General features: G+C 64.3%; 22 protein-coding genes and 1 tRNA gene. 12 read left to right on the top strand and 11 right to left on the bottom strand.

The window, feature by feature from the left end; translation table 11 throughout:
* Positions 1–999 precede the first annotated feature (999 nt).
* From LDZ23_RS03555 to trmB, 3 genes are all read left to right on the top strand, one after another.
* On the top strand, positions 1,000–1,560 hold the full coding sequence (locus LDZ23_RS03555) for a YggT family protein (RefSeq protein ID WP_008350879.1): 561 nt from the start codon (positions 1,000–1,002) through the stop codon (positions 1,558–1,560).
* 54 nt (positions 1,561–1,614) lie between these two features.
* A tRNA-Gly gene (locus tag LDZ23_RS03550) sits at positions 1,615–1,689 on the top strand.
* 75 nt (positions 1,690–1,764) lie between these two features.
* Entirely contained in the window at positions 1,765–2,505 is a 741-nt protein-coding gene (gene trmB, locus LDZ23_RS03545) for a tRNA (guanosine(46)-N7)-methyltransferase TrmB (protein ID WP_008350880.1), read from the top strand.
* Between the two features lie 69 nt (positions 2,506–2,574).
* Here the strand turns inward: trmB and LDZ23_RS03540 are convergent, their stop codons facing one another.
* The 3 genes from LDZ23_RS03540 to LDZ23_RS03530 form a co-directional block, all read right to left on the bottom strand.
* Entirely contained in the window at positions 2,575–3,408 is an 834-nt protein-coding gene (locus tag LDZ23_RS03540; protein WP_244807808.1) for an undecaprenyl-diphosphate phosphatase, read from the bottom strand.
* Between the two features lie 62 nt (positions 3,409–3,470).
* Entirely contained in the window at positions 3,471–4,064 is a 594-nt protein-coding gene (locus LDZ23_RS03535) for a DUF1439 domain-containing protein (RefSeq protein WP_244807807.1), read from the bottom strand.
* A 72-nt stretch (positions 4,065–4,136) separates the two neighbouring features.
* Entirely contained in the window at positions 4,137–4,424 is a 288-nt protein-coding gene (locus tag LDZ23_RS03530; protein ID WP_033536695.1) for a YkgJ family cysteine cluster protein, read from the bottom strand.
* A gap of 148 nt (positions 4,425–4,572) precedes the next feature.
* On the opposite strand from LDZ23_RS03530, the gene hemN reads away from it, so the two are divergent.
* The 8 genes from hemN to LDZ23_RS03490 all read left to right on the top strand — a co-directional run bounded on the left by hemN (position 4,573) and on the right by LDZ23_RS03490 (position 14,018).
* Positions 4,573–5,955, top strand: a complete 1,383-nt coding sequence (gene hemN / locus LDZ23_RS03525; protein WP_008350884.1) for an oxygen-independent coproporphyrinogen III oxidase — start codon at positions 4,573–4,575, stop codon at positions 5,953–5,955.
* A gap of 146 nt (positions 5,956–6,101) precedes the next feature.
* Positions 6,102–7,481 carry an amidase gene (locus LDZ23_RS03520; RefSeq protein WP_244807806.1) on the top strand — a complete coding sequence of 460 codons (1,380 nt, stop codon included), beginning with the start codon at positions 6,102–6,104 and terminating at the stop codon, positions 7,479–7,481.
* Between the two features lie 145 nt (positions 7,482–7,626).
* Positions 7,627–8,145 (top strand): disulfide bond formation protein B, encoded by a 519-nt coding sequence (locus tag LDZ23_RS03515; protein ID WP_033536679.1) that lies wholly within the window; start codon positions 7,627–7,629, stop codon positions 8,143–8,145.
* 466 nt (positions 8,146–8,611) lie between these two features.
* The gene (gene xdhC, locus LDZ23_RS03510; RefSeq protein ID WP_008350887.1) at positions 8,612–9,637 is read left to right on the top strand and encodes a xanthine dehydrogenase accessory protein XdhC; all 1,026 of its coding nucleotides are present in this window, start codon (positions 8,612–8,614) and stop codon (positions 9,635–9,637) included.
* Positions 9,638–9,677: 40 nt separating this feature from the next.
* Positions 9,678–10,700: an adenosine deaminase gene (locus tag LDZ23_RS03505; RefSeq protein WP_008350888.1), complete on the top strand. Its 1,023-nt coding sequence runs from the start codon at positions 9,678–9,680 to the stop codon at positions 10,698–10,700.
* Positions 10,701–10,709: 9 nt separating this feature from the next.
* Positions 10,710–12,080, top strand: coding sequence for an NCS2 family permease (locus tag LDZ23_RS03500; RefSeq protein ID WP_008350890.1), 1,371 nt, complete (start codon positions 10,710–10,712; stop codon positions 12,078–12,080).
* Positions 12,081–12,105: 25 nt separating this feature from the next.
* Entirely contained in the window at positions 12,106–13,434 is a 1,329-nt protein-coding gene (guaD, locus tag LDZ23_RS03495; RefSeq protein WP_244807805.1) for a guanine deaminase, read from the top strand.
* Between the two features lie 149 nt (positions 13,435–13,583).
* Entirely contained in the window at positions 13,584–14,018 is a 435-nt protein-coding gene (locus LDZ23_RS03490; RefSeq protein WP_008350894.1) for a hypothetical protein, read from the top strand.
* On the opposite strand, the gene LDZ23_RS03485 is transcribed toward LDZ23_RS03490, so the two are convergent.
* The 8 genes from LDZ23_RS03485 to LDZ23_RS03450 all read right to left on the bottom strand — a co-directional run bounded on the left by LDZ23_RS03485 (position 14,019) and on the right by LDZ23_RS03450 (position 22,155).
* Positions 14,019–15,083 carry a 2-aminoethylphosphonate aminotransferase gene (locus tag LDZ23_RS03485; RefSeq protein WP_244807804.1) on the bottom strand — a complete coding sequence of 355 codons (1,065 nt, stop codon included), beginning with the start codon at positions 15,081–15,083 and terminating at the stop codon, positions 14,019–14,021.
* Positions 15,083–16,240 carry a phosphonopyruvate decarboxylase gene (gene aepY / locus LDZ23_RS03480; protein ID WP_008350898.1) on the bottom strand — a complete coding sequence of 386 codons (1,158 nt, stop codon included), beginning with the start codon at positions 16,238–16,240 and terminating at the stop codon, positions 15,083–15,085. The genes LDZ23_RS03485 and aepY overlap by 1 nt, the downstream gene beginning before the upstream one ends.
* Positions 16,233–17,930, bottom strand: a complete 1,698-nt coding sequence (gene aepX, locus LDZ23_RS03475) for a phosphoenolpyruvate mutase (protein WP_008350901.1) — start codon at positions 17,928–17,930, stop codon at positions 16,233–16,235. Before aepX ends, aepY begins: the two co-directional genes overlap by 8 nt.
* Positions 17,927–18,703, bottom strand: coding sequence for a phosphocholine cytidylyltransferase family protein (locus LDZ23_RS03470; RefSeq protein ID WP_008350902.1), 777 nt, complete (start codon positions 18,701–18,703; stop codon positions 17,927–17,929). Before LDZ23_RS03470 ends, aepX begins: the two co-directional genes overlap by 4 nt.
* A 24-nt stretch (positions 18,704–18,727) precedes the next feature.
* Positions 18,728–19,744, bottom strand: coding sequence for a flippase-like domain-containing protein (locus tag LDZ23_RS03465; protein WP_244807803.1), 1,017 nt, complete (start codon positions 19,742–19,744; stop codon positions 18,728–18,730).
* Positions 19,741–20,553 carry a HalD/BesD family halogenase gene (locus LDZ23_RS03460; protein WP_244807802.1) on the bottom strand — a complete coding sequence of 271 codons (813 nt, stop codon included), beginning with the start codon at positions 20,551–20,553 and terminating at the stop codon, positions 19,741–19,743. Before LDZ23_RS03460 ends, LDZ23_RS03465 begins: the two co-directional genes overlap by 4 nt.
* Positions 20,550–21,248, bottom strand: coding sequence for a CDP-alcohol phosphatidyltransferase family protein (locus tag LDZ23_RS03455; RefSeq protein ID WP_175981768.1), 699 nt, complete (start codon positions 21,246–21,248; stop codon positions 20,550–20,552). Before LDZ23_RS03455 ends, LDZ23_RS03460 begins: the two co-directional genes overlap by 4 nt.
* Positions 21,249–21,435: 187 nt before the next feature.
* On the bottom strand, positions 21,436–22,155 hold the full coding sequence (locus LDZ23_RS03450; RefSeq protein ID WP_244807801.1) for a DUF4136 domain-containing protein: 720 nt from the start codon (positions 22,153–22,155) through the stop codon (positions 21,436–21,438).
* 223 nt (positions 22,156–22,378) lie between these two features.
* Between LDZ23_RS03450 and pepN the strand changes: the two genes are divergently transcribed.
* On the top strand, positions 22,379–25,096 hold the full coding sequence (pepN, locus tag LDZ23_RS03445; RefSeq protein WP_244807800.1) for an aminopeptidase N: 2,718 nt from the start codon (positions 22,379–22,381) through the stop codon (positions 25,094–25,096).
* Positions 25,097–25,127: the final 31 nt, after the last annotated feature.

Below are 25,127 nucleotides of genomic sequence, written 5' to 3'. Positions count from 1 at the left end.
AAGCGTCGTTCAACCCACTTTGACGTAAGCGAATTCACGCGTGACGTTCGGCGGCACATAAGCCGCGCCGATAACGACGCGGGGCGTCAGGCGCTTTTTCTGATCCCACCAGCGGCGCCGTTGGGCTTGGCTCAAAAATCGCAGATGCTTTCTATAAGAGAAAATGCTCACGGCAACCTCCGAACGTAGCGAATGAAACCTTGATGGGAGAGCCGGCCGCATCCCGCCGCGCCTGCGCTCCCGCTGAAATCGTCTTCTCTTTAGTATCGAGCGCCCTGTTCGTTCCTCAATGTACGCAAAGAAACCAAGCCTTCACGTCGATATGCGATTGATGTGTGTTAAACCACATTCAGCGAAAAGCATGCTTTTTGGCCGGAAAATTCGTCCTGTCCGATTTCTCGCCCACTCATTCGAAGGGAAACAATCCCGCCCAATGAAGCGCTCGGCCCTTTCGCTTTCCGTCTTTATATCCTGCCAGTTTTGCGTGAAATACGCTTTTCGCGATCGTCTCAAAATGGCAACACTAGGGTTTTCCGACACTGGCGTTTCATGCGGATGAGTCTCCTGCGATTAACTTTCGCGTACCTTTCACGCAATCGCCCGACCAATCGCGCGCGGCGCGTGCGACAACGTCCCCAAGCGGCTGCAAAGCCATGTTAAGGTGACGTCCGGCGCCCCATCAGGCAAGCCTGTTGGGCGGGGAGTTCGAATCGCCGAGAACAGAAAAACGCGAAGCTTCGTCTAACGGCGTGCGTGCGACGGGCGCGCAAACGCGCATGATGCGCCGCGCGCCGCGATGACTTCGACGAGATACTCAGTCCAGAGAACGAACAATGATCAAGGTCAGCATTCAAGATTCGCGCCGCGCGGACGGCCGCCATCCAGACATCACTCGCGGGCGGCTCTGCGCCCGCTAGCGCCTTTCGTCTCCCTTCACCTTTCGCTTAACCCGACCCGGCGCACGTCGCAACACTGCGCACGCATCCTAGAGGACCCGAGATGTTCGGCGATATCGCCCGTTTTCTGCTCAACACCCTTTTCACCCTGTTCGGCGCGGCGCTCCTGCTGCGCGCATGGATCCAGGTCGTGCGGATGCCGCCCTACAACCCCGTGTCGAACGCCGTGATGCAGGCGACCAACTGGCTCGTGCTGCCGCTGCGCAAGATTCTTCCCGGCGGGAAGATCGACTGGGCGAGCATCGTCGCGGCGTTCATCGCCTCGGCTGTCTACGTGACGCTGATGGTCGTGCTCGCGGGCGTCGATCCGACGCTCATGGCGCCGACCCTTCTGCTCGTCGCGTTGCTGACCGTCGTCAAATGGGCGCTGAACCTGATTATCTGGGTGACGATCCTGATGGCGCTCCTGTCGTGGCTCAATCCGCAGTCGCCGGCGATGCCGCTGCTGTATCAGATCACCGCGCCGTTTCTCGATCCGCTGCGGCGCATCCTGCCGCGACTCGGTGGCATCGATCTTTCGCCGATTCTGCTCTTCGTGATCGTGCAGGTGCTGCTGATGGTCGTGACGCGCGTCGCCGTCTCGATGACGCTCTTCGGCATCTGAAACCCGCGCGCAATTGCGCCTCGGGACGCGTTGCGCTTACAATAGCCGGCTCATGCGGGCGTCGTATAATGGCTATTACCGTAGCTTCCCAAGCTACAGACGTGGGTTCGATTCCCATCGCCCGCTCCAGAATCCCAGCGAAAGCCGCCCCAAGTCACGTTTGGGCGGCTTTTTAGTTTCGCGCATCCGTTCCAGCATCGCCTCATGAGCCACGATCCCCAAGACGAAGCCGACGACAACGGCACGCACCCGTCCGACGTCAACGAAAACGCCACGCTGCGGCATCGGCGCATCCGCAGCTTCGTCACGCGCGCGGGGCGCGTATCGCCGGGCCAGCAGCGCGCGATCGACGATCTCGGCCCGCGCTACGTCGTGCCCTACACGCCGCAGCTCGCCGACTGGGACGCGCACTTCGGCCGCCACGCGCCGCGCGTGCTCGAGATCGGTTTCGGCATGGGCGCGACGACGGCGGAAATCGCGGCCGCGCGTCCGGGCGATGACTTCATCGGCGTCGAAGTGCACGAGCCGGGCGTCGGCGCGCTGCTGAAGCTGATCGGCGAGCAAGGGCTCGGCAATATCCGCATCCTCCAGCACGACGCCGTGGAAGTGCTCGAACACATGATCGCGCCGGACAGTCTCGACGGCGTACACATCTACTTTCCGGATCCGTGGCACAAGGCGCGCCATCACAAGCGCCGCCTGATTCAGCCGAAGTTCGTCGCGCTGCTCGTGTCGCGCATGAAGCCGGGCGGCTATATCCATCTGGCGACCGACTGGCAGAACTATGCCGAGCAGATGCTCGAAGTGCTGTCGGCGGAACCGGCGCTCGAAAACACCGCCGACGGCTACGCGCCGCGCCCCGATTTCCGCCCGGTCACGAAGTTCGAGCGGCGCGGCCTGCGGCTCGGCCACGGCGTCTGGGATCTGATGTTCCGCCGCCGCTGAACGGCATCGCCCAGAAAGGAAAACGCCACGGCAAGCCGTGGCGTTTTCCTTTGCGTGGCGAGAGCGGGATCAGTCGGCCCAGCTCAATCCGCCGCTGTATCCGACGATCAGGATCAGCAAGCCGAAGCCGATGCGATACCACGCGAACGCCGTGAAATCGTGCGACGCGACGTAGCGCAGCAGCCAGCGCACGCAGACGAACGCGCTGACGAAAGCCGCGACGAGCCCGATGACGAACAGCCCGATATCGTTCACGGTCAGCGTGCGCCAGTACTTGGCCATTTCGTAGAGCGTCGCGCCGAAGATGATCGGAATGGCGAGGAAGAACGAGAACTCCGTCGCCACGCGCCGTTCGAGCCCGAACAACATGCCGCCGATGATCGTCGCACCCGAACGCGAGGTGCCCGGAATCAGCGCGAAACATTGCGCGAGGCCGACCTTGAAGGCATCCCCATAGGAAAGATCGTCGACGGAATGCACGCGCGTGATGACGCCCCGCTCGCGCTGGCGCGACTCCGCCCAGAGAATGACGATGCCGCCGACGATCAGCGCGACCGACACCGGCACCGGCGAGAACAGCACCGCCTTGATTTGCTTCTCGAGCAGGAGACCGAGCGCGATGGCCGGAATCGTCGCGATGATGACGTTGAGCGTGAAGCGCCGCGCGTCGGAGCGTGCGGGCAGGCCGGCGACGACGGAGCCGATCTTCGCGCGGTATTCCCAGCAAATCGCGAGAATCGCGCCGAACTGAATGACGACGTCGAAGGTTTTCGATTGCGCGTCGGTGAAATTCAGCAAGCTGCCCGCCACGATCAGATGCCCCGTGCTCGAGACCGGCAGAAATTCGGTCAAGCCCTCCACGACGCCCAGGATGAGCGCCTTCACCATCAATATCCAGTCCATCCGTCAGCCCTTGTTCGCGGTGTAGCCGTAGGTTTTGATGCACATTGCGCAGCGATTTCGATTCACTTCTCGACAATCTGCACACGTATGCCGTTTGTAAGGACTGTGATTGTACCGGGTTCGTAAGACACCCCGGCGAACTGGAGCTCCTCGGGCTTGAAGGTGTGGATCGGATAGCGGTCGAGCAATTGCGCCGCGAGTTGCGCGCCGACCGACGCGATCTGCTGGTTATATTGCGCGGCATCGCCCGTGAACTGCGCATCGTCGACGGACGGCGACACGAGAATGACCGAGCGGCTCGGCGCATCGTAGCCAAGCTGCGTCGAGAGCGTGAACGCGCCGATCACGGGATTCGGCATGAACGGCGTCGAAAGTCGCGCATCGACGCGCACGGTCACGCGATTGCGATCCGGCGCCATCCCGACGACGGGATTGCTCAGGACGACGTCGAATATCTGCGAAGCCGTGCGTTGCAGCGGGAACTTGCGCGCGACGGCGGCTTGCACCTGCTGCGTCGAGAATGTGTAGTGATCCGGAATGAAGGGGAATACCGAGTTCGAGGCCGCGTGGGCCTTCGATGCGAGTGCGAGCGCGGGCAGCGCCATCAGCCCTGCCCGCACGAACCGGCGCCGCAGCGGCGCGACGGGTTCCGTCATGCTTGATCCTCCAGTGTTCTTCTTCGAATCTGCGCCGTCTTCGGCGCGGTCCGCGAATTGGACTGTCGATCGTCACGACAGTTGCGTCGGCTGCGTCGCTGTTTCGAGCCGCTCGATCCACGTCAGCGCATATTCGCGCGTCTCGCCGCACATCTCGTGCGAAGGCTGCAATCCGCCGCAGCACGCCGGCCTGCGCGGATCGCCGAAAATCCTGCAGCGCAGATCGTCGCCCAATTGAACGCAGCGTTCGCCCGCGCGCTTGCCATCCGGCATCCCCGGAATCGGACTCGAGATGGACGGCGCGATGCAACAGGCGCCGCAGCCCTCGCGGCAGGCATGGGGCGAAGAATCGATCGACATGGCGTGACTGAACAGCGCAAAGAGAACCGGCATTTTCTCATGCCTCTTCTTTGCGGTTCGTCAAATGCTGCCGTTGGGCTGCGACCTTATCACGCAATGTTCGCGCGCATCGTCCGACTACACTCGGACGTTCCCCCCGAGGTCCGCCATGACTCCCGCCGCCCCGCTCTTTCGCCCCGACCTGCTCGCGCGCTACGACGCGCACGGTCCGCGCTACACGTCCTATCCGACCGCCGTCCAGTTCACCGATTCCTTCGACGCCGCGCACTATCGCGAAGCCGCGAGCCAGTCCAACGCGAACGCCGATCTCTCGCTCTACTTCCACATTCCGTTCTGCGACACCGTCTGCTTCTACTGCGGCTGCAACAAGGTCGCGACGAAGAATCGCGCGCACGCTCGCCCGTACCTCGATCGCATGAAGCGCGAGCTGGCGCTGCAAGCAGCGCTTTTCGATACGTCGCGCCCGGTGACGCAGCTTCACTGGGGCGGCGGCACGCCGACTTTCCTCTCGCACGACGAGATGGCCGAGCTGATGTCCGCGACGCGAGAGCACTTCAATCTCGTTTCCGACGAGCGCGCGGAATATTCGATCGAAGTCGATCCGCGCGAGGCGTCGGCGCAAACCGTCGCGTTGCTGCGCGAACTCGGCTTCAACCGCCTGAGCCTCGGCGTGCAGGACTTCGACGAACGCGTGCAGCGCGCCGTCAATCGCATTCAGCCGCGCGAAATGACCGAAACCGTGCTCGACGCCGCGCGCGCGAACGGTTTCAAGTCGGTGAGCGTCGATCTGATCTATGGCCTGCCGCATCAGAGCGTCGAAAGCTTTTCGCGCACGCTCGACGCGATCGTCGATCTGAAACCGGATCGCGTCTCCGTGTTCGGCTACGCGCACATGCCGGCACTCTTCAAGATGCAGCGGCAGATCGACGAAAGCGCGCTGCCTTCACCGGCCGTGCGTCTCGCGATTCTCGAGCGCGTGATCGGGCGCATGAGCGACGCGGGCTACGTTTACATCGGCATGGATCATTTCGCACTGCCCGGCGACGAGCTCGCGCGCGCCTTCGAAGCCGGCACGCTCCAGCGCAACTTCCAGGGCTACAGCACGCATGCGGATTGCGATCTGATCGGCATCGGCGCGTCGTCGATCGGCAAGATCGGCGATGTCTATGCGCAGAACGCCCGCGAACTCGCCGACTATGCCGCGGCAATCGACGCGGGGCGGCTCGCCATCGCGCGCGGCGTGCGCCTGTCCGCCGACGATGCACTGCGCCGCGACGTCATCATGCGTCTCATGTGCGGCGGCGAGCTGCGCTTCGACGATGTCGCGAGCGCGCACGGCATCGAATTCCCCGCCGTTTTCGCCGACGAACTCGCGCGCCTCGCGCCGATGGCCGGCGATGGCCTCATCGATCTCTCGCGCGACGCGATCCGCGTGCTGCCCGCTGGCCGCATGCTGGTGCGCAACGTCGCATCGGTATTCGACCGCTATCTGGGTCAATCGAGTCTGCGGCGCTTCTCGCGCACGATCTGAGCGGTGTTCGATCGGCGTCGGTGGCTTAGAATGACAGCCACCTTGGACGCCCCGGCTTTCGGCTGCGGCGTCCATCCACTCACTGCCGATGCGAAGCGCCGGGCATTGCCGGCTTCTCGCAGACGGCGACGCCACTGCCCGACGCCATGCCGACCACTTCGCCGCAGTTCGCCCCTCTCGCCCAACTCGCCGCCGATCTGAAAAGGGGCCGCACGACGAGCCGCGCGCTCGTCGAGACGGCGCTCGAACGGATCGCCGACCCGGCGGGCCAGGGCTCGACCGTTTTCCTGCATGTCGATGCCGATCACGCACGCGCCGCCGCCGATGCGCACGACGCGCTGCGCCGCGCCGGGACCGTGCTCTCGCCGCTCGCGGGCATTCCTGTGTCGATCAAAGATCTCTTCGATGTCGAAGGCCAGGTGACGCGCGCCGGCTCGAAGGCGCTCGCCGACAACGCGCCCGCCAGCGCCGACGCCGTGACCGTCGCGCGCCTGCGCCGTGCGGGCGCGGTGATCGTCGGGCGCACCAACATGAGCGAGTTCGCGTTCTCGGGCCTCGGGCTCAATCCGCATTACGGCACGCCGCGCTCGCCGTGGCGCGCGAACGTGCCGGACGACGCGCGCATCGCGGGCGGCTCGTCGTCGGGCGCGGCGGCATCGGTCGCCGATGGCATGGCAGCCGTCGCGCTCGGCACCGACACCGGCGGCTCGATCCGCATTCCGGCCGCGCTGTGCGGCCTCACCGGCTTCAAGCCGACCGCGAGCCGCATCCCGAAGCAAGGCGGCGTGCCGCTGTCGAAAACGCTCGATTCGTTCGGTCCGATCGGCGTGTCGGTCGCATGCTGCGCGCTCGTCGACCGGATTCTCGCGGGGCGCGATCCCGGCGTGCCCGCGACGCGCCCGCTCGAAGGCGTGCGCCTCGGCGTGCTGACGAACTACGTCACCGATGGCGTCGAGGCGAGCGTCGCCAGCGCCGTCGCCGCGGCCGTCAATCATCTCGCGGCGGCCGGCGCGCTCGTGGAAGACGTGCGCTTTGCGCCGCTCGATCGTCTGCCGGAGATCAATCGCTATCCGCTCGTCGCGATCGAAGCGTATGCGTGGCATCGCAAGCTGATGGCCGAGCGCGGCGCCGATTACGATCCGCGCGTGCTGGCGCGCCTGCAACGCGCCGAAGCGGCGAGCGCGGCGGATTACATCGACTTGTGCGAGGCGCGCGCCGCGATGATCGAAGCCGCGCGCACGACGCTCTGGCAACGTTTCGACGCGATTCTCTGCCCGACGGTGCCGGTGCTGCCGCCGCGCATCGCCGATCTCGAATCGGATGACGACGCCTTCACGCGCACCAACGCGCTGATCCTGCGCAATCCGACCGCGTTCAATTTTCTCGATGCCTGCGCGCTCTCGCTCCCCTGCCATCCGCGCGGCGAGGCGCCCGTCGGCCTGATGCTCGCGGGCGCGCCGAACTCCGACGACACGTTGCTGTCGATCGGACGGGCGGTCGAAGCGGTGCTGGAAACGACGCGCTGAACGGGCCGGGAAACTCGGCCAATCGTCGCGGCTGATTTTGCGCACCGGGCGTTCGCGCTAGAATTCCCCGCGATCCCCGCGCAACTCAGGTGCTTCCTTCTCGAATCGTTGCGAAATAATGAACAACTCTTTACATCACTTCACGATGCATCAGGACGACCGGGTGATGCGCCGCGAGCGCCGCCTGCTCGTGCTGCTCGGTTTGGTCAGTCTCGGTCTCGTCGGCGGTGCGCTGTATCTGCAGTTCTTCCATAACGAAGATCCCTGCCCGCTTTGCATCATCCAGCGCTATTTCTTCGTGCTGATCGCGATCTTCGCGTTTCTCGGCGCGGCATTCCGCAACTGGCGCGGCATTGCGCTTTTAGAGACGCTGGTCGCGATTTCGGCGCTCGGCGGTCTCATCACCGCGATTCGCCACGTCTATGTGCAGTCGCATCCCGGCTTCAGTTGCGGCTTCGACGCGCTGCAACCGATCGTCGACGGCCTGCCGCCCGCAAGCTGGCTGCCGCAAGTGTTCAAGGTCGCCGGTCTGTGCGAAACGCCGTATCCGCCGATCCTCGGACTCTCGCTGCCGCAGTGGTCGCTGATCGCGTTCGCGCTGATCTTCGTGCTCGTCGCGGCCAGCCTGCGATTCAAGCGCAAACTGCGCTCGACCGTCCGGTAATGTGTTCCGGGCGGCCGTCCGCGCCGCCCGTCCTTCCCCGCTTCATCGCGCTTTGCGCGCTTTCTCTTTCCCGCATCAGCGCATCCGCATAATCTTGATACGTCTGCCGCAATGTTTTTGAGATATTGCGGTGTTAAGGTCGTGTCTGGATGGCGATCTACGTGCGCGCAGTCCGCTTCGCTCAAAGGCAACCGGTTTTTTTTCACGGTAACGCATGAAACGAACGGAAACCGCGTAACGCGCGCCCGGTCCGCAATGTCTTCCTGAATCATGACAACGCAAACCATCCGCTTCCCTTCGGCTCTGCGCCCTATTCCTATGCGCTCGCACGCGTTTGCGTGTGCGCGCTTTTCCCGCTTTTCTCTCGCTGGCCGATGGGATGTCCATCGCCCGGTAAACTAGCGTCTGCGACGACGCAAATCCGCCCAAACCCCGCACAAAACCGATCACTTCCGGAGCTCACTCGATGCAAGTTTGGCTGAACGACCTGCAACACCTGCTCGCGCACGGCGACGCCGTCGTGCTCGTGACGGTCGCGCGTGTCGAAGGCTCCGCGCCGCGCGAGCCGGGCACGAAGATGATCGTCACCCGCGAGGACGCGCGCTACACGATCGGCGGCGGCCATCTGGAATGGAAGGCCATCGAAACCGCACGGCAAGTGCTGAAGGACGGCATGCGCAGCCCGCGCATGCGCAGACTCGAGCGTTTCGCGCTCGGCCCGAGCCTCGGCCAGTGCTGCGGCGGCGCCGTCGTGCTCGCATTCGAGCGGCTCGACGTCGCGGATCTGAACTGGGTGACGACGCTCGGCAAGCGCACCGCGCAAGGTTTATCGACCGTGCGCAGCGTTTCCTTCGCGCCGGATCCCGAGCTTCGCGATGCGGTGATGCTCTCCGATCCCGAACCGGGCGCGACCGACGCCGACTGCCTGCTGTGGGACGGCGCCGGTTTCGACGAGCGCGGCGCGCTTTTGACCGAGACCATCGCGCCGAACGACTTTCAGGTCGTGCTGTTCGGCGCGGGCCATGTCGGCGCAGCGCTCGTGCGCGTGCTCGCGACGCTGCCGTGTCACGTGACCTGGGTGGACGAGCGCGATGCGGCATTTCCCGCACCGCAGTTCGTGCCCGATAACGTGACGATCGAGCCGACCGACGCGCCCGACGAAGCTGTCGATAATGCGCCGCCCAACGCGTACTTCATCGTGATGACGCACAACCACACGGTGGATCTCGCGCTGGCCGAATGCATCCTGCGGCGCGGCGACTTTGCGTTCTTCGGCATGATCGGCTCGTTCACGAAGAAGAAGCAGTTCGAGCATCGGCTCGCGGCGCGCGGCATCGACCCGGCGCGCATCGCGCGGATGGTGTGTCCGATCGGCATCGACGGCATCGTCGACAAAGCGCCCGAAGTGATCGCCGTTGCAGCGGCAGCCCAACTGCTGCAGGCGGTCGAAGCCAACGCTTCGAGCCATGCGTCGTCGCAACAGACCGCCTGACCCACAGGCGAACTTGTAGCCCCAAAACTCAAAAGCCCAAATGAATCCCACACTCGCCGACAAGATTGCGCACGCGCCGAAAGCCGAGTTGCATATCCATATCGAAGGGTCGCTAGAGCCGGAACTGATCTTCGCGCTCGCGAAGCGCAATAACGTGAAGCTCGCGTACGACTCGATCGATGCGCTTCGCGCGGCTTACGCGTTCACCGACTTACAGTCGTTTCTCGACATCTACTATGCGGGCGCGAGCGTGCTGCTCACGGAGCAGGATTTCTACGACATGACGATGGCCTACGTCGAACGCGCACTCGCCGATCACGTCGTGCATGCGGAAATCTTCTTCGATCCGCAAACGCACACGGAACGCGGCGTGCCGATCGAAACGGTCGTCGCGGGCATCGACGCCGCGCTCGCGGAAGGCGAAAAGCGCGGCTTGTCGAGCAAGCTGATTCTCTGCTTCCTGCGCCATCTGTCCGAAGACGACGCGCTCGCCACCTTCGACAGCGCGTTGCCGCTGTTCGACAAGTACGCGCATCGGCTGATCGGCGTCGGGCTGGATTCGTCGGAACGCGGCCATCCGCCGTCGAAATTCGAGCGTGTGTTCGCGAAAGCGCGCGAACGCGGTCTGAAGCTCGTCGCGCATGCGGGCGAAGAAGGACCGCCGTCGTATGTCTACGAAGCGCTCGATCTGCTGAAAGTGGATCGCGTCGATCACGGCGTGCGCAGCATCGAGGACGCGGCGCTCGTCGCGCGTCTCGCCGATGCGCGCATCGCATTGACGGTGTGCCCGCTCTCGAACATCAAGCTCTGCGTGTTCGACGACATGACGAAGCACACGCTGAAGGATCTGCTCGATCAGGGCGTCGCGGTGATGATCAATTCCGACGATCCGGCGTACTTCGGCGGCTACGTCAACGCGAATTACTTCGCGATCGTCGATGCGTTGAAGCTCACCGATCACGAGGTCTACACGCTGCTGAAAAACAGCCTCGAAGCCTCGTTCGTCACCGAAGAAGAACGCGACGCGATGGTCGCGCGCCTGGATCAGCACTGGAAGCAGTAAGCAAGCACGATGGAAACAACCGCAACAACACAACAAGACAGCACCGCGCTCGAACGATTCTTCGGCATTCGCGCGGCCGGCTCGCGCACGAAGACGGAAATCGTCGCGGGCATCACGACGTTCCTCACGGCGATGTACATCATCGTCGTCAATCCGGGCATTTTGTCGGCGGCGGGCGTGCCGTTTCCGGCGGCGCTCACCGCCACGGTCATCGTCAGCTTTCTCGGCAGCTGCGCGATGGGCCTGTATGCGCGCAATCCGGTGCTCGTCGCGCCCGGCATGGGCATGAACGCGCTTTTTGCATTCGTCATGGTTCACGGCGGCAAGATGCCGTGGCAGACCGCGCTCGGCTGCGTGTTCTGGTCCGGCGTGATCTTCGCGATTCTCGCGGCGTTCAACGCGCGCAAGCTCGTCGTCGATGCGATTCCCGCGAATCTGCGGCACGCGGTCTCGTGCGGCATCGGACTCTTCATCAGCCTGATCGGGCTCGTGAACGCGAAGTTCGTCGTCGGCGATCCGGTGACGATCGTGCATTCGGCGTCGCTCAATCCGGTGGTCGTCACGTTTCTGATAGGCCTCGCCGTCACGACGATTCTCGTCGCGCGCAAGGTCACGGGCGCGCTGATGCTCGGCATCGTGTTCACGACGATCATCGCGATTCCGATCGGCCGCTTCTACGGCGACGGCACCGCGTACTGGCCCGCCGCCATCGCCACGAAAACGCTCGTCAACTGGAACGGCCTCTTCGCCGCGCCGGACTTTTCGGCGCTCGGGCAGCTCGATCTGATGGGCTCGCTGAAGGTCATCTACTGGCCGTTCATCTTCGTGATGCTGTTCACGTCGTTCTTCGACGCGCTGTCCACGTTCATGGCGATTTCGGAAGCCGGCAAGCTCTACGACAAGGACGGCAATCCCCGCAACATCCGCCAGTCGATGATGGTCGACTCCTTTTCCGCGCTCATTTCCGCGCCGCTCGGCACGAGCCCGGCGAACGCGTACATCGAATCGGCGGCGGGCATTTCGGCGGGCGGACGCACGGGTCTCGTCGCGGTCGTCGCCGGATTGTGCTTCCTGCCGTTCCTGTTCCTTTCGCCGCTCCTGTCGCTCGTGCCGGCGATCGCGACCGCGCCCGCGCTCGTGCTCGTCGGCGTGTTCATGATGGAAGCGATCACGAAGATCGAATGGCATCGCTTCGACGAAGCCATTCCCGCGTTCCTCGCGATGATCCTGATCCCGCTGACGTACTCGATCACCGATGGCGTCGCGTACGGCTTTCTCGCGTTCGTCGTGCTGAAGTCGGCGACCGGGCGCGCGCGTGAGATCAAGCCGGCGATGTGGATCATCGCGGCTTTCTCGTTAGTCCTGCTTTCGCAGCTTTGAACATCAGATACGGAGACGTTGCACCATGACTCAGACCGCCTACCGCGCCCAATTGCTGACCTTTCGCGAGGACCCCGCGCATGCCGCCGACGGCGCGGTGTACGAGGCCGATGGCCTCCTCGTCGTCGATGACGGCAATGTGGTCACGGCAGGCGCGTATGCGTCGCTGCGCGACACGCTCGCCGCCGACGCGACCGTCCACACGATGCGCGACAAGCTGATCGTGCCGGGTTTCATCGACTCGCACATCCACTATCCGCAGACGGACATGATCGCGTCGCCCGCGCCGGGCCTTTTGCCGTGGCTCAACACGTACACGTTTCCGACCGAGCGCGGCTTCGAGAATCCCGCCGTGGCGCGCGAGACGGCGAGCTTTTTCATCGACGAGCTGCTCGCGTGCGGCACGACGACCGCGCTCGTCTACTGCACGGTTCACAAGCAATCCGCCGATGCGTTCTTCACTGAAAGCGAAGCGCGCGGCACGCGCATGATCGCGGGCAAGGTGCTGATGGACCGCAACTGCCCCGAGTTTCTGCGCGACACGGCGCAATCCGGCTACGACGACAGCGCCGAACTCATCGCGCGCTGGCACGGGCGCGGCCGTCAGCAGTACGCGCTGACGCCGCGTTTCGCGCCGACATCGACAGAAGCGCAGCTCGAAGCATGCGGCGTGCTCGCGCAGAAGCACAACGACGTGTTCATCCAGACGCACGTCGCGGAAAACGCCGACGAGATCAAATGGGTCGAGAGCCTGTTTCCGGGACATCGCAGCTATCTCGACATTTACGATCACTACGGCTTGCTGCGTCGCCGCGCGGTGTACGGCCACTGCATCCATCTCGACGACAAGGACCGCGCGCGCATGGCGGAAACGGGCTCGGTTGCATCGCACTGCCCGACTTCGAACCTCTTCCTCGGCAGCGGCTTGTTCGATTTCGAGAAAGCTGGCGAGTCAAACATGCCGGTCGCGCTCGCGACGGATGTCGGCGGCGGCACGTCCTTCTCCATGCTTCAGACGATGGGCGCCGCGCACAAGATCGCGCGTCTCACCGGCCATCATCTGACCGCGACGCGCATGTTCTGGCTCGCGACGACAGGCGCCGCGCAAGTGCTCGAACTCGACGACAGGATCGGCACGCTCGCGCCCGGCAGCGAGGCGGATTTCGTCGTGCTCGATCCGAACTCGACGCCGCTGCTCGCGCGCCGGACGTCGCGCACCGAATCACTGGAAGAACTGCTGTTCGCGTTCGCGCTGCTCGGCGACGATCGCGCGGTCTTCGAGACCTACGCGGCCGGCAAGCGCGTGCACGCGCGCGACACGCGCAACACGGCGAAGCTGGAACTGGCGGCCTGACGCGTTCAGGAATCCGCGCAACCGACGCCCTTCCTTCGAAGGGCGTTTTTGTATGTAGCGTCACGCAAACCGCGACGATCCACTCGACGGAATGAGCACTTTTGTTGCAATCTCGTTAAAGTGCTGGCTGTTAGGTTCGCTGCTTCGCCATGATCGCTGCCCGACTCGTTCGCTTTGTTCTGCCGATGACGCTCGCGTCGCTGGCCGCGCTCGCCCACGCGGAAGCGCTCGATGCGCAACTCGATTGCAAGTCGACGCCGCACGCTTTCATCGCGCCGCTGCAAGAAAACAATTTGCTGGAAAAGAAGCCGATGCGCGTCGAGCCGAACTCGATCAACGCGTTCCGCGCGGCGAAAGGCGCGACGCTGACGGCATATGGATTCAAGGTCTACGCGCTGGTGGCGTATCAGAAGGACGATCCGCTCTTCAGGCAGGGCAAGGGCGAGCCGATCGGGGATGCGGCATACGGCGCGGTCGTCTGGGGCGGCGACGCCGAAGTCGAGCAGAAAGTGCGCGCGGCGGGCAGCGACGCGGTCGTGCGCCACGTCGCGCCCTTCATCACGGCGATTTTCTGCAAGCTGTAATCAGCGCAGCAGCGTCACGAACGACGAAATCAGGCGATCCATGTCGTTCGCGTCGAGCGCGCCCATCGTCGAGATGCGGAACAGTTCCTTCGACAGGCCGCCCTGCCCCGCATAAATCACGAAGCCCTTCGCCTTGAGCGCGTCGTGCAGCGTTTCATACGTGACGCCCTTCGGCAGCCGATACGCACGCAACACCACCGACGACTCTTCCGGCGGCAACGCGCTCTCGATGCCGAGCGCAGCCAGCCCCGCGCGCACCTGTTCGGCGAGCTTCGCGTAACGCTGATGCCGCGCGCGCCAGCCGCCTTCTTCCTCGAACTCGCGCAGCGCCTCGACGAGCGCGTAATACGCATGCACCGACGGCGTGAACGGCGTGTTGCGCTCGTCCTGCAGCTTCGCGAGGCGCGCGATGCCGAGGTAATAGTTGCGGCTCGCGGCCTGCGCCAGCGCATCGCGACGCGCGATGACGAACGCCGCGCCCGGCACGCCGTGCAGGCACTTGTTCGCGGTCGCGGCAATCGCGGCGATGCCGCCGCCCGCGAAATCGATCGCTTCGGCGCCGAAGCTGCTCACCGCGTCGAGCAACAGACCGACGCCGCGTTCCTTGCACGCGCGCGAAAGCTGATCGATCGCGTTCAGGCGGCCGGTCGTCGTTTCGTGATGAATGATCGCGACATTGCTGAACTTCTTCGTGTCGAGCAGGCCGACGATCGCGTCGATGTCCGGCGCCTGCATCCACTCGTATTTGACGACCTCGTGATCGATCCCGTACTGCTTCGCGATCTGCGCGATGCGATCGCCATACACGCCGTTTTCCACGACGAGCAGCCGCCCGCCTTCCGGCACGAGCCCGGCGATCATGCTTTCGACCGCTGCCGTGCCCGAACCGGTCATCAGCACGGCGCTCCACACGGCCGGATCGAGCGCGTAAGCGGCGACGAGACGCTCGCGCGCTTCGTCCTGCAGATCGAAGAACTCCGGCTCGCGATGGCACAAGTCGGTTTGCAGCAGGCTCTTGCGCACGCGTTCGCTCAGCGTGACAGGGCCCGGATTGAGCAGCAGCATCAACGGCCTCCTATGTGTTGTTGCAGGCGCGCGCGTACATCCTCGGGCGTGATTTTCGGACGAGGCAAGTCGGCGGGCGTGCCGGTTCTGATCGACAGCCGCGCGAAACGCACGCCGCCGACATCCTTCGCTTCGAAGAGACGATCGATCACGCCGATGTCGTCGCCGTCGAGCGCGAGCGCATAGCCGCACGCCGATGCGATCGACGCGAAATCGACTTCGCGCGACACCGTCGCCTGGCCGCCGGTCGATTCGTGCGCGCCGTTGTCGAGCAGCAGGTGAACGAGATTCGACGGGCCGTATGCGCCGAGCGTCGCGAACGCGCCCATCCGCATGAGCGCGGCGCCGTCGCCATCGAGGGCGACGACGGTCAGATCCGGACGCGAAAGCGCGAGGCCGAGCGCCATCGGCGTGACACAACCCATCGAGCCGACGAGATAGAGCTGATTCTCGCGGTCGTCGATCGCGTACAGCTCACGTCCGCAAAAGCCGGTCGATGCGAGCACGACCGTCGCATCCTTCGGCGTCTTCGCGATGACCTTTTGCAGCGCGTCGTGGCGCGTCACGCGCTCGCCTTCGAAGCGCTGCACGCTCGCCGGATTCGCATTGACGCGCACGCCGGACAAGCCGGTTTTCTTCAGCTCGTAAGGCGCGACGCTGCCCTTTTGCATCACGAGCGCGTACGGACGGCCCGTGCGGTCCATGTAGTCGGTCGCGCGATCGAGCGCCGGGCCGATCTCGCCGGCTTCCGTGGGGAACAGCTCCCACGGGATTTCCATCGTCTCGAGCATCTGCGGCGTGATGGGGCCCATCAGCGCGTGCTGCGGCTCGTCGTGGACGCCCGGCTGGCCGCGCCACGTGACGATCAGCAATTGCGGCAGACGGAAGGTCCACGTGAGCGACGTCAGCGGGCTTACGGCATTGCCGAGACCGGAGTTCTGCATCATCGCGATGCCGCGACGCTTCTTCCCGCCGCCCAACGCGACGCCGGCGATCAGCGCGACCGCGTCGCCTTCGTTCGCCGCCGACACGTAATGCAGCGATTCGTCCTGCAACACGTAGTTGATGAACGGAGTCAGAAACGAGCACGGCACGCCTGCATACCAGTCGAAGCCTCGCTCGCGCGCCGCCTCGACAAACTGGGCGGCCTCAATCACGCGCGTTCTCCGTGCTTTCCGAGCCGATCGGCGTCTGACCGTGCGCGAAATCGCCCGCGCGACGGAAATCGTCGAGATCGTTCACGCCGCGCCAGTGGCCGTGCACGTATTGCACTTCGATTTTCTGGCCATCGGCGATCAGCGCGTTGAGAAGCGCGGCCGTGTCGAGCGTGTCGAAATCGGCGCGTTGCTGCAGCGTGCCGAGCGTTGCGAGCAGGCGTTCGCGCGCAGCGGCGCGCACCTTGACGAGGCCCATCCAGCGGCCTTGCGGCGCGCGTCCATCGGCGATCGTCTGGCCCGCGCCGACCACGCTTTCGAGCCACACTTTCTGGCCGAAGAGCGCGCGGTCGTCAGCGGTCGAGCAGTACGCGAAATCGGTTGCCGCCGCGCCCGCCTGTAGCGTCTGCGACGAATCGACGACCACGCAGAAGTCGCTGTCCGACTCGACCAGATCGCGCAGGATGTAGCTGCGGAACAGCAGGTCGCCGTAGGAAATCACAGTGTCGCCGTTCATGTGCTGGACGGCGCACGCGAGCGACGCAAGTTCGCCCGTGCTTTCGTGCTTCTCGTTGACGACGAGGCGGATGCCGCCCTTCTCGATCGCATCGGCGCGATATCCGCCGACCACGGTGATGTCGTTGATGCTTTCCTTCTTGAACGCCTCGACGAGATGGCGCAGCAGCGGCTTGCCGGCGACCGGCAGCATCACCTTCGGACGCGCTTCGGTCAGCGCTTCGAGGCCCGCGCCGCGGCTCGCGGCGAGCACGATCGCGCTGCGCTTCTCGTTGGCCGCGCTCAGGTAGATGTTCTCGGCGGCGGAATATTCGTCCGCGTCCTGCAGACGGAAAATCTCGTTCACCGACGCGATGCGGTCCTCGACGTTGACGAGCGTCTCGCTGTCGTGGATTTCCTTCGCGATCGCCTGCATCGCCGAAACCGCGCCGCGAATCAGATGATTCGCCCAGATCACGCAGCTGATGCCCGCCTGACGGAACGCATCGGTGGGCGTGCTGTAGTACTTCGTCGGCACGATGACGAGCGGACCGCGCCCCGCCCATTCGCGCGCGAACGTGAGGATTTCGTCGGGCTTGGAGAGCTTGCTGTGGATGAGAATCGCATCCGCGCCCGCCTGGCGATACGCTTCGGCGCGCTTCAACGCCTCTTCCATGCCCCAGCCGGCGATCAGCGCTTCCACGCGCGCGACGATCGAAAAATTCGGATCGCTTTGCGAATCCTTGCCCGCCTTGATCTTGCCGCAGAACTCGTCGATATCCGCGAGCGGCTGCGCTTCGCCGTTGATGAAGCTGTTGGTCTTCGGAAACTGCTTGTCCTCGATGCACACGCCCGCGATGCCGCGTTGCTCGAGCTTGCGCACGAGACGCCGCACGTTGTTGAAGTTGCCGTAGCCGGTATCGCCGTCGAGCAGGATCGGCAGATCGCTTGCGTCGGCCATGAATTCGAGGTTGTCGACGACCTGCGTCCAGCTCGCTTCGTTGTTGTCGCGCACGCCGAATTGCGCGGAGATCGACAGGCCCGAGCCCCAGATCGCCTTGAAGCCGGCTTCCTTCGCGATGCGCGCCGAAATGCCGTTGTGCGCTTCCATCAGGAATTCGAGGCGGTTGCTTTGCAGCATTTCGCGCAGGCGCAGCGTGCGCGAGTAGCCAACCGGGATTTGCGTGGGTGCGTTCATTGTTGCGAGGCTCCTGCAAACTGACGCAGCGCGTTGAGCGACGGCAATACTTCGTCCGCGGCGCGCTTCACGTCGTTCTGAAAATCGATTTCGATCCACGGCGCGCCGGTCACATCGGCGATATCGAACGCGTGGGACTTTTCCAGCAACAGGTCGCGCACCGCTTCTTCGTGCGGCATCTTCGCGCGGCCCGTCGCGACATAATCGGCGCAGATTTCGGCGAGGCGCGTGGCCGTCGCGTGATCGAAGCGGAAGAAGCCGACAGATTCGCCGATCGTGTCGTACTTCAGCCCCGCCGCGACCTGCTTGCGCAGTTCGACCGGCACGCCGTTCTCGACGCACAGCTTCACCGGCTCGTCGCCGGCTTCGAAATCGCGATCGATCAGCAGACGATTCAACGAGCCGCCCGCGACGAGCGGCTCGAAGATGCGTTCGTCGTAGAGCACGTCGGCGTCCATCAGGAGGACGTCGCCGCCGCGCGTCATCGCGTCGCGCGCGGTGTGCACGGACAGCACGCTGCCGAGCGTGAATTCGTCGTTGACGACGATTTCCGTCTTCGGCTTCCAGTCGATCGCCGCAAGCTCCGCCTCGATCTGCTCGCTCTTGAAGCCGGTCACGAAGACGACTTCATCGACGTTCGCGGCTTTCAAAAAGTGCAGATGACGTTCGAGCAACGATGCATCACCAAAGCGCAGCAGACACTTCGGCTTTTGCTGGCCTTCGGGCTGAACGAGGCGCAAGCCCATCCCGGCCGCAAGAATAATTGCGCGCATGCTTGTGTTCCCTTCGTGGGTGGGTCAGTCGATATCCGGCACGCGCGCGAGACGGCGGCGCTGCCAGCCTTTTTCAACGAAATGCAGATAGACGATGCCCGGCACGCCGAGCAGCAGTTCGCGCGCGCGCTTCGCAAGCGACAGCGCGAGCGCCGCTTCCGGCGGCAAGCCGACCAGACGCGCAAGCAGCAGATAGCCGCCTTCCTGCACGCCGAGCGAGCCGGGAATGGCGAAGGCCGCGCCGCGAATCGCCTGGCCGAGACTTTCGAGCAGCAACGCTTCCGCCCAGCCGACCGGATGGCCGAGCAGATGCAGCGCAAGCCACACTTCGCCGGTGCCGACGATCCAGCCGACGAGACTCAGCCCGAAGCTCGCCGCGACCTTGCCGCGCTCGCGATACATCTCGTGGACGGCGGCGTCGACGGCTTCGGCGCGCGTGACGAGCGACGACCAGTCGCGCTTCGCCGAGAACTTCGCGGCGATGCCGGACGCAAAGCGCATCGCGCGGCCGAAGAGACCGCGCCGCTGCGCGAGATAGAAACCGAAGATCATCAGACCGATCACGCCGATCACCGCGAGCACGGCGATCGCGACCGTCGATGACGAGCCGCCCGCCGCGTAGCCTGTCAGCAGCACAACGCCGATCAGCGCGAAGATCAGTTGCGCGACGGTCTGCATCGTCGTGCTGACGGTGATGACGGCGGCCGCGTCGCGCGCGCGCATGCCGCGCTGCGCGAGATAGCGGACCATCAGCATCGGCCCGCCGATCTGGCCCGCGGGCATCAGGCTATTGACCGATTCGCCGGCCCAGCGCGCGAGCAAGGCGTCGCGCAGGGACACGTCGCGTTCCTTGCTGGAGAAGAGCACGCTGATCGCGCCGGCATCGACGACGAGCGGCACGAAGTGAAACGCCGCGACCGCGATCAATCCCCAGCCCGCCGCGGCCAGCGTCGATGCAACCGAACCGAAGCCTTGCCAGCCGAGCAGCGCGATGAACAGCACCACGCCGACCGACAGCAGGAATGTGCCCGCGCGGCTCATGCCTGTCCGTTCTTGCCGCCCTTGCGGCGAAAGACCTGCCTGAATCCGAAATACGCGATCGAGTCTTTCATGTTCGAGATGAAGCGCTGAAACGGACGCATATTCGGGTTCGTCACGTACTCGAACGTGAGCGACACGCGCATCTCGTTTTCGCCGAGCGGCGTGACGCGATGGCGCAGCTTGTCGCCGTCGAAAAACACGAACGCGCCGGGCGGATATTGCACGGAGCCCGGCTGATCGGGAACCGCCGGATTCTTCGTGTGCAGTTCGTAATCGAGCTTGCAGGACGAATCGTCGATCACGCCGAGCAGGAGCGTGTAGCGGCGGCCATCGTAATACGACGTGTCGTAATGCCAGCCGATGTGGTCGCCGGGCTTCGTGTAAAAGTAAAGCGCGTAGGCGTGAGGATCGTCCTCCGGCGAGAGTTGCAGCTTGTCGCCGGTGATCGATTCCAGCCACTTGATGAGCGCTTCCGATCGATACAGGTCGGCGATGAACGGCGCGAGCTTGTCGAGCGTGTGACGGCTCACGCTGCCGCCCGCCTTGTGCCCCGGCAGATAGTTGCGGTTCACGGACGGCATCAAGTCGTGCACGGCGGCGATCAGCCGCTCGGTGTAGTCGCGCGGCAGGAAGTCTTCGATATAGAGAAACGAGCCTTGCTGACCGTACTCGTCGCGCAGCTTCGGCGTCTGCAGCGCGGCGAGGCGCGCGTTCATCGTCGAATCGATATCGCGCTTCGACGGGCGCGCGGTCGTCGCCGTCTGCGCCGGTTGTGTCAGCGTGCTCTCCGGAGTTGCCGTATCGCTCATCTCACCGCCTGGAAATCTTTGTCGTCTTTTGCACGTGTGGCCTGCGCGCGGCGTTTCGTCTGCGCGACGACGCGCTGATAGTCCACCGCCACATAAATGGCGAAGAGCGGCGCGCCGATCGCTGCGGCGATCAGAAACGGCGTCATGCCGTTCAGAATGGTCACGAGCGGAAGCAGATACAGCACGTCTTCCGTTTCGAATCCGGCCAACGACGCCTGTTTCGTGCCCGACTTGCCGATCATCGATTCGATACGCATGCGCAGGAAAAAGATCAGCGCAACCGCCACGCCCGCCATGCCGCCGAGCCATTGCGCGGGCACGATCATCGACGGATGATGAACGGCCACGTAAAACCCGATGCCGAGGAACAGCAGCACGGTCACGAGCGCATCGCACGCGAGATCGTAGAAATGGCCGATCTTGCTCGACTGGCCGCTGATGCGCGCGAGTTCGCCGTCGGTGTGATCGACGAAATTCGACAGGGCGATGAGAAGCGCGCCGAGCGTGCACATCCAGAACTGGCCGAGCGACAGATACCACGCTCCGGCCAAGCCGATGGCGAGGCGCAGCGTGGTCAGATGGTTGGGCGTTACCGGCGTGCCGACGAGCGGCGTGACGAGACGGCGTGCGAGCCGCGCATCCCATGTGGTGGGCTCGGGAACGGCTTCAGGATTGGGCGGACACGATTTTGTCATCCCGGGAATATATCGCTAATTGACCGAAGCTGCATATATTGCGGCCCGGCGCCGCCGCGATATTTCCCTGTTTAGTCAAGGGCGGCGGGCGTGTTTGAAACATTTCCCGAAGCCGTAAAAGGCAATGCTCACTGCGCATGACGGCAAAAAATTCCGATGCCGTTTTCGCGTCGATGCGACGGCCCGATCAATCGACGGTTTTCGCTGAGGGCGCGGGTGCGACGCTGCGCTCGTTCGGTCCGGCCGACGCGGCCGTTTCGTTCGACATGCCGCCGCTCTTGTCCACCGGCAGCGTCACCGTTCTGACCGTGCCGTTACCGAGCGGAAAGTCCGCCAGCGCGCTGCGCACGAGATACGGCATCGCCTGATACAGCGACGGATCGCCCGTCGCGTTCACCGCCGTCACCTTGTACGTCTCGCGGCCGGTCTTGCGGTCGTTCATGCGGATCTGCAGCGCGTGCGTATAGACCGGATAGCTCTGATCGACGTAACCCGTCGCGCCCCACGAACCGTACGGCCCCCACCCGCCCCACGGTCCGCCCCAGTATGGGCCGGCGCCCCACGGACCGTACATCGGCCACGGATCGTAGTAGACCGGTTGACGCACGGTCACCATGTCGCCGCGAACCGAATAGGCGATCGCGATCTGATAGTTCGCGCTCGCCTCGGGCGCCTGACGGAAGTTGTACTTCGCGAGTTCGTTGGCGACGAGCGTCTCGTAGGTCGTCTGCTCGATGCTGTTCTGCTGCTCGCTCTTGCGCGTGAACGCGTAGGTGCGGGTCGCGTCGCTGCCGCTCCAGTCGGAGAATGCAGTGACCTGCGTCTGCACGTACGTCGTGCAGCCGGCGAGCCACATCGCCGCCAGCATCAGCGGCCATGTGACGAGCGTCCTGATCGGGAATTTCATGGTCGTCCTCACTTCGTTCAGCACCCTTCTCCGTTATAGACAGCACCGCCTTGCGTCGCATGGCGGCGTCCTTGTTTTGTGGGGTCCACGACGCGTGGCGCCGCCCGATTCACGATCGCCGGGCGGCTTGTACAATGATTCGACCAGGCGCGCACGCGTTGGTGCGCTAAAAGCGCACGCGCGAGACGCCGGCGCCGTTCAATCCAAACATGAAGATCTTGCCATGTCTACCACGACCGCATCCGCTGTGATTCGCCGCCAGGACTACACGCCGCCCGCGTTCCTGATCGATTCCGTCGCGCTCGAATTCGACCTCGTGCCATCGCGCACGGTCGTGAAGAACACGATGAAGCTGCGGCGCAACCCCGACGCCCAAGGCGACGCATCGCGCCTCGAACTGATGGGCGAGCAGCTCGAATTCGTGAGCGCGGCGATCGACGGCGTCGCGCACGAGGATGTCCGCGTCAATGAAAACGGACTGTCCATCGGCAGCATTCCCGCGGATGCTTTCGAGCTTAGCATCGAGAGCATCTGCAATCCGGCCGAGAACACGACGCTCTCCGGACTTTACGTCTCCAGTGGCAACTTCTTCACGCAGTGCGAAGCCGAGGGCTTTCGGCGCATCACCTACTTCCTCGATCGCCCGGATGTGATGGCTACCTACACCGTCACGCTGCGCGCCGACAAGACTGCGTGTCCGGTGCTGCTGTCGAACGGCAATCTGATCGAGGAAGGCGATCTGCCCGATGGCCGCCACTTCGCCAAATGGGAAGATCCGTTCAAGAAGCCGAGTTATCTGTTCGCGCTCGTCGCGGGCAAGCTCGTGTGCATCGAGGAACGCATCGAATCGGGCTCGGGCAAGGAAAAGCTGCTGCAAGTCTGGGTCGAGCCGCACGATCTCGACAAGACCCGTCACGCGATGGATTCGCTCATCAACTCGATCCGCTGGGACGAGAAGCGCTTCGGCCTCGAACTCGATCTGGACCGCTTCATGATCGTCGCGGTGAGCGACTTCAACATGGGCGCGATGGAGAACAAGGGCCTCAACATCTTCAATACGAAGTATGTGCTCGCAAACCCGGAGACCGCGACGGACACCGACTTCTCCAACATCGAGGCCGTGGTCGGCCACGAGTACTTCCATAACTGGACCGGCAATCGCGTAACCTGCCGCGACTGGTTCCAGTTGAGCCTGAAGGAAGGCCTGACCGTGTTTCGCGATCAGGAATTTTCCGCCGATATGGCCGCCGGCGATGTCGAGGGCGCGGCGAGCGCCGCCGCGCGCGCGACCAAGCGCATCGAGGACGTGCGCGTGCTGCGTCAAATGCAGTTCGCCGAGGACGCCGGCCCGATGGCGCATCCGGTGCGCCCGGAAAGCTACGTCGAGATCAACAACTTCTACACGATGACCGTCTACGAAAAAGGCTCGGAAGTCGTGCGGATGTATCAGACGCTTTTCGGTCGCGACGGCTTCCGCCGCGGCATGGACCTGTATTTCAAGCGGTTCGACGGCCAGGCCGTGACCTGCGACGACTTCCGCCAGGCGCTCGCCGACGCGAATCATCGCGATCTCGCGCAATTCGAGCGCTGGTACAGCCAGGCGGGCACGCCGCGCGTGTCGGTGCGCGCAAATTACGACGCCGCGACGAAGCGCTACACGCTGACGCTCACGCAGGGTTACGGCGACGGGTCGGAAGCTGCGCGCGAAACGCAGAAGGGGCCGCTGCTGATTCCGTTCTCGGTCGGCCTGATCGGCCAGAACGGCGCCGACTTGCCGCTGCGCCTCGAAGGCGAGAAGGAACCGAACGGCACGACGCGCGTGCTCGAATTCACGGAGCGCGAGCAGTCGTTCACTTTCGTCGACGTGAACGAGGCGCCGCTGCCGTCGCTGCTGCGCAATTTCTCCGCGCCGGTGATCGTCGAATACGACTATACGAACGATGAACTCGCGTTCCTGCTCGCGCACGACAGCGATCCGTTCAACCGCTGGGAAGCCGGCCAGCGGCTCGCCACGCGCGAGTTGCTGGCGCTCGCCGAGCGCGCGGCCAAGGGCGAGGCGCTCGCCATCGACGATCAGGTGATCGCCGCGTTCGCCCGCGTGCTCGACGACACCACGCTCACGCCCGCCTTCCGCGAGCTCGCGCTGATGCTGCCGTCGGAGAGCTATCTGGCCGAGCAGATGACCGTGTCCGATCCCGCCGCCGTCCACGCTGCGCGCGTGTTCATGAGCCGCCGTCTCGCGTCGCAAATGCGCGACAAATGGCTCGCGACGTACGAAGCGAACCGCACGCCGGGCGAATATCGTCCGACGCCGGAAGACGCGGGCAAGCGCGGCCTGAAGAACCTCGCGCTCGCCTATCTCAGCCAGCTCGACGATCCGCGCGGCGCCGTCAAGCTCGCGCGGGCGCAGTACGACGCCGCCAACAACATGACCGACCGCTCGGCGGCGCTTTCCGCGCTGCTGCTTGCGAGCGCGACCAAGGGCGCGGATGCGACCGTCGCGGACGCGGCGCTCGCGGACTTCTATCGCCGCTTCGAGAACGAGGCGCTCGTCATCGACAAGTGGTTCGCGCTTCAGGCGACGCAGCGCGGCGGTCCGGATCGCAAGGTAATCGAGATCGTGCGCAAGCTGATGCAGCATCCGGCGTTCAACATCAAGAATCCGAATCGCGCGCGCTCGCTGATCTTCAGCTTCTGCAGCGGCAATCCCGCGCAATTCCACGCCGCCGACGGCTCCGGCTACGCGTTCTGGGCCGAACAGGTGATCGCGCTCGACGCGCTCAATCCGCAGGTCGCGGCGCGGCTCGCACGCGGGCTCGAACTGTGGCGCCGCTTCACGCCGCAGTTGCGCGAGAAGATGCACGCGGCGTTGAGCGACGTCGCCGCGAAGGCGAAATCGCGCGACGTTCGCGAGGTCGTCGAAAAGGCGCTCGCTGCTTAAGCGCTGTTTCGTCGGGAGTTTCTGGTGTTTA

It is taken from the genome of Caballeronia zhejiangensis, assembly GCF_022879815.1.
GTDB classification, from domain to species: Bacteria; Pseudomonadota; Gammaproteobacteria; order Burkholderiales; family Burkholderiaceae; genus Caballeronia; species Caballeronia zhejiangensis.
The sequence above is the reverse complement of the archived record's forward strand: the minus strand, read 5'-3'. Positions and strand labels throughout refer to the sequence as shown.